This window comes from Dechloromonas sp. H13 (assembly GCF_009469615.1).
In the GTDB taxonomy this organism is placed as follows: Bacteria; Pseudomonadota; Gammaproteobacteria; order Burkholderiales; family Rhodocyclaceae; genus Azonexus.
In genome coordinates this window covers 1-4,605 of record NZ_SSXX01000015.1, presented here as the reverse complement: position 1 = coordinate 4,605, position 4,605 = coordinate 1, and the positions used below count along the sequence as shown (strand labels likewise).

Sequence of the window (4,605 nt, the reverse complement as noted above, 5' to 3'; positions counted from 1 at the left end):
GGCCAAGAGCTGGCATTGGCCAATGACCGGTAACGAGAAGCCCATGTTGGCGTCTGTATCCGAGGCCAGGCTACCCGCTGAACGTAACCAACGCCGCAGTAGCTGTGGGCATGGTGCAGCTGAATGACCTATTGCTTGAAAGCCGATAACCTTTCCCGGGTAAGCTCCGCAAAGTAGCGAGCACCAATGGGAAGCACTTCGTCATTGAAGTCGTAGCGAGCATTGTGCAAAGGTACGCAGCCTACTGAATCAGGTGCGCCATTGCCAATGAAGACAAATGCTCCGGGCACCACTTTGAGGAAGGCGCCAAAGTCCTCGGAAATCATCATCGGCGCAACGTTGCCATCTACGTTCTCTACACCGACCACCGCCTGGGCTGCACGCACGGCAACTGGCGTGCACTGCGGCCAGTTCACGGTTGGCACAAACTCGTGCGTGTATTCCACTTCGCAAGTCGCACCGTGGGCGGAAGCAATGCCGAGGCAGAGTTCACGCATGCGACGCTCCAATAGTGCCTGGACATGTGGCGAGTAGCTGCGTGTGTCCCCTTTGATTTCAACATGTGTCGGAATCGCGTTGCGGATGCCATCGCTGTGGATCTCCGTGCACGAAACGACGGCGGAATCTGCGGGGTCGACCGATCGCGCCACGATGGTTTGCAGTCCCAAGATGATTTCAGCCGCCACCACCAGTGGGTCGATGGCCATTTGCGGCCGCGCGGCATGTCCACCGCGCCCCTGGATGCGGATCACAAAATTGTCTTCGCTGGCCATGATGCCGCCCACGCGTGTCGCGATGTGGCCCACCGGCATGCCGGGGATATTGTGGGCACCGTAGATCTCGTCTACCGGGAAGCGTTCAAACAGGCCGTCACGCACCATCGCGTTGGCACCGCGACCGTGTTCTTCGGCCGGTTGGAAGATGAAGCGCACCGTGCCGTTGAAGTCGCGTGTGCGGCTCAGGATTTGTGCAGCGCCCAGCAACATGGCCATATGGCCGTCATGCCCACATCCGTGCATACAGCCTGCGTTTTGCGAGATGTGGGGTCTATCCACTGCACTCTCGGTCATGGCCAGGGCATCCATGTCGGCGCGCAGGCCAATCACACCCGAACCGTTGCCAACCGTCAGATTGGCCACCAATCCGGTGCCTCCGATGCCACGATGCACCTCCAGGCCCATCAGTTCTAGGGCCTTGGCAACATAGCCCGATGTGCGGTGTTCGTTGAAGCCGGTCTCGGGCATCTGGTGCAGTTGTCTGCGCCAATTCACCATCTGGGTTCCCAGTTCGCTTTCTACGTACATGGCGTCTCTCCGGTTCAGACTTCTACGGGTTGCCTGGTAGCCCACGCTTGCTGCCGCTGGAGTACGGCGTCGGCACTTTCTCCTACCAGTTCAGTGTAGGTGGCAGGGGCAGTTGCGCCTTCCGTGCTGATGACCAATACCCGCGACTGCGCGTTGAGCCCGGCCTGTGCGGACAACTGTTCGCTGGCCCGCAGGACCTGGAGACCTGCCAATCCGGCCACACCGGACTCGCCGGCAACGATGGGCCTGTCGTTTTCATTGCCCTGTGCCAATAGGCGCATGGCTTGCACGGCCTGGTCATCCTCGATGGTCATGAAGGCATCCACGCAGGGTTGCAAGAAGCGCCAGGCCAGCGGCGAGGTCTCGCCGCAGGCAAGACCCGCCATCACCGAATCGACCGTGCCTGTTGCTCGTGTGGCGCGGCCTTGCATGGCGCTTTGCAGCAGGCAATCTGCCTGCGTCGGCTCGACGACGATGAAGTGGGGGCGATGCACTCCTTGGTACTCCCAGAAGTAGCTGGCCAGACCTGCGGCCATGCCGCCAACGCCGCCTTGCAGGAATACGTGGGTAAATGGTCCGTCCTGGCCCGAAGAGGCGCGCGTCTGCTCGACAACTTCTTCGGCAATCGTGCCGTAGCCCTGCATCACATCGCGCGGAATCTCTTCATAGCCTTCATACGAGGTGTCGGACACCACCTGCCATCCATTTTGAGAAGCCAGGCGTGCGGCCTCCTGAACAGACTCGTCATAGTTGCCTGCAATCCGCACAATCTGCGCGCCCAGGGCGGCGATGGCCTGCTCTCGCTCTGCACTGACATGGGCATGGAGAACAATCACGCAGCGGCACCCGGCGTCCCGGGCGGCAGCGGCAAGGCCCCGCCCATGGTTGCCGTCCGTGGCGCTGATGACCGTATAGTCCTTCAATCGCTCGGCGTAATTGCCCGCCAGAATGCCCAGCGCCTCGAACGTGGGGTGCAGGCGCAATATTTGGCGCACCAGCGCAATAGGTGCGCCCAGCGCCTTGAAGCTTCCCAGTGGCGAACGCACTGACTCATCCTTGAGGCTAAGCCGTTCAATCTGGAGGCGCTGCGCCAGATCGGGCAAGTCGTACAGCGGTGTGGCCTTTGGCGTGATCTGTGGCCATCGAGAAAGCCACTGGCGGCTCTGATGGGCCTGGGCTATGTTCATGACTGCAGCCAACTCGGCAGGGTAGGGCGTACGTATGGCGTTTGGGTTCTTAAAATACATGGGGTGTCCTGCTGCGTAAGGGGCAATGAAAAGATGGATCCGATGAAATTCAGGGTGTAGCCAAACATTCCTGGACGACATCAAGCAATACCTGTGCGCCCAGAATGAGTTGTTCGTCGTCCGTGTGCTCCCTCGGGTTGTGGCTGATGCCGCTGCGACTTGGCACGAAGATCATGGCCGAAGGAGCTATGCGCGCCATCATCTGGGCATCATGGCCAGCACCCGAGGTCATGCGCATGTGCGATAGCCCGCGGCGTTCGGCAGCTGCTTCGATGCGGTTGGCAAGCGCAGCATCAAACACTACAGGTTCAAAGCGCACAAGCCGCTCAGTCTCTATCGTCACACCCTCGCGCTCAGCGATCTCCACCAAGAAATCTGCAAAGCGCTTCTCTGCCGCTTGCAGACGCTGTTCATCCGGGTCCCGCAGGTCTACTGTGAATGTGGCTTTGCGGGGAATGACATTGATGACATCAGGCTCGAACTTGAGTGCACCCGTGGTGGCCAGCGTGGTGTCGGGAGCTGCGCCCACTACCTCCTCGCGCAGAAAGGCGATGCAGGCTGCTGCGGCGTAGCCTGCGTCGTGGCGCATGCGAGTGGGTGTAGTGCCAGCGTGATTGGCAACGCCCTGGACGGTAACTTTCTGCCAGGATATGCCTTGCAGGTTCTCTACGACACCGATCTGCTTGCCTTCGGCTTCGAGGACGGGACCCTGTTCGATGTGAAGTTCCAGGTATTCATGCGGAACAATCGAACCAGACTCCATAGTGCCCGCATAGCCAATCCGCTCCAGTTCATCACCCAACCGGGTGCCATCGATGCCGATGGTGTCCAGCGCAGCCTGTACTGGCAGTCCCCCGGCATATACAAGGGAGCCCATCATGTCGGGCTGGTAGCGCACGCCTTCTTCATTGGTGAACGCGCCCACGACGATGGCGCGCAGCGGACGTACTCCTGCTTGCCGGTACGCGCGCACCACAGCCAAACCAGCCAGCACACCATAGCAGCCATCCAGCGCACCGGCATTGCGCACCGTATCGATGTGCGAGCCCATCATCAGGGCTTGCGGGTCCCCATCAGCAGACGCGGCCGCTAGGATGCCGAAGATGTTTCCTACCCGGTCAATGCGCACCTCCAGCTCCAGCTCCCGCATCCACTGCACGAGTTGATCGCGACCGGCCTTCTCCGCATCGGTGAGGGCTATGCGCGTTCGCCCACCCTGCACGCAATCCTGTCCGATGGCACCCAGGGTTGCCAACTGCTCCAACAGTAGCGCAGTGTCCAGTGTCAGTTCATGTGTGGTCAAGGTGCATCTCCAGCGGCGTTATAGGTGAATACTATTTGCCCAGGTTGATTGTTTTTTCGAATAATCGGGCTTCCAGTGGAATGTTTTTCACTTTTGACCGGAGCGCGCCCAACATGAAGCCCGACAACTACGACCGTGTGATCCTCGCCGCAGTGCAAGAGGATAGCCGTTTGCCTCAGAGTGAGCTGGGTCAGCGTGCGCACTTGTCCACCGCGGCAGTCAACCGGCGCCTGAAGCTGCTAGAGGGGGCGGGCGTTATTGAACGGTATGCGGCACAGCTCTGCCCCAAGATGCTGGGCTATGACCTGACGGTGATCGTCGAGGTCAAGGCCGAGAATGAACGCGCGGACCTTCTTGACGACATGCAGCGCCGTTTTGCCGCCTGCGCTCAAGTTCAACAGTGCTATTACGTCGCCGGGGAATGGGACTTTGTTCTCATCTTCCTGGTCCGCTCCATGGAGCAGTATGTGGAGCTGACCCGCGAGCTCTTCTTCGCCTCTGGCAATGTGAAGACGTTCAACACGCTTGTGGCGATGAACCGTGTCAAGACGGGTTGCTCTGTGCCGGTGGATGCTGCATAAGACTGGGCTTCAGTTCTTAAATTCCTTTCACGGCCGATGGTCGACACATGACGACCACTTTAAAGGTCGAGTTTGCAGCAAGCAGTCAGTAGTTACCGTGATTTCCACGATCGGCGAATGTCAGCTATCAGGCGCTGAATTCGAAGACGGATACGTCTGCTGTGGGTCGA

At 59.6% G+C, this 4,605-nt stretch carries 4 protein-coding genes; 1 reads left to right on the top strand and 3 read right to left on the bottom strand.

Going from position 1 to position 4,605, the window contains the following annotated elements; all coding sequences use genetic code 11:
- Positions 1-128: 128 nt before the first annotated feature.
- From GH660_RS17565 to GH660_RS17555, 3 genes are read right to left on the bottom strand one after another with little or no spacing between them, the layout of a single operon-like run.
- On the bottom strand, positions 129-1,304 hold the full coding sequence (locus GH660_RS17565) for a M20 aminoacylase family protein (protein WP_153148064.1): 1,176 nt from the start codon (positions 1,302-1,304) through the stop codon (positions 129-131).
- 14 nt (positions 1,305-1,318) lie between these two features.
- Positions 1,319-2,551, bottom strand: coding sequence for a diaminopropionate ammonia-lyase (locus GH660_RS17560; protein WP_153148063.1), 1,233 nt, complete (start codon positions 2,549-2,551; stop codon positions 1,319-1,321).
- A 49-nt stretch (positions 2,552-2,600) separates the two neighbouring features.
- Positions 2,601-3,854 (bottom strand): Zn-dependent hydrolase, encoded by a 1,254-nt coding sequence (locus GH660_RS17555; protein ID WP_153148062.1) that lies wholly within the window; start codon positions 3,852-3,854, stop codon positions 2,601-2,603.
- A gap of 113 nt (positions 3,855-3,967) precedes the next feature.
- On the opposite strand from GH660_RS17555, the gene GH660_RS17550 reads away from it, so the two are divergent.
- Entirely contained in the window at positions 3,968-4,435 is a 468-nt protein-coding gene (locus GH660_RS17550) for an Lrp/AsnC family transcriptional regulator (protein ID WP_153148061.1), read from the top strand.
- The last annotated feature ends 170 nt before the right edge of the window (positions 4,436-4,605 follow it).

What these genes read in the sequence shown, in the direction of transcription:
- GH660_RS17565 (WP_153148064.1), bottom strand. Translation starts at nt 1,304, where the DNA reads ATGTACGTAGAAAGCGAACTGGGAACCCAGATGGTGAATTGGCGCAGA.
- GH660_RS17560 (WP_153148063.1), bottom strand. Translation starts at nt 2,551, where the DNA reads ATGTATTTTAAGAACCCAAACGCCATACGTACGCCCTACCCTGCCGAG.
- GH660_RS17550 (WP_153148061.1), top strand. Translation starts at nt 3,968, where the DNA reads ATGAAGCCCGACAACTACGACCGTGTGATCCTCGCCGCAGTGCAAGAG.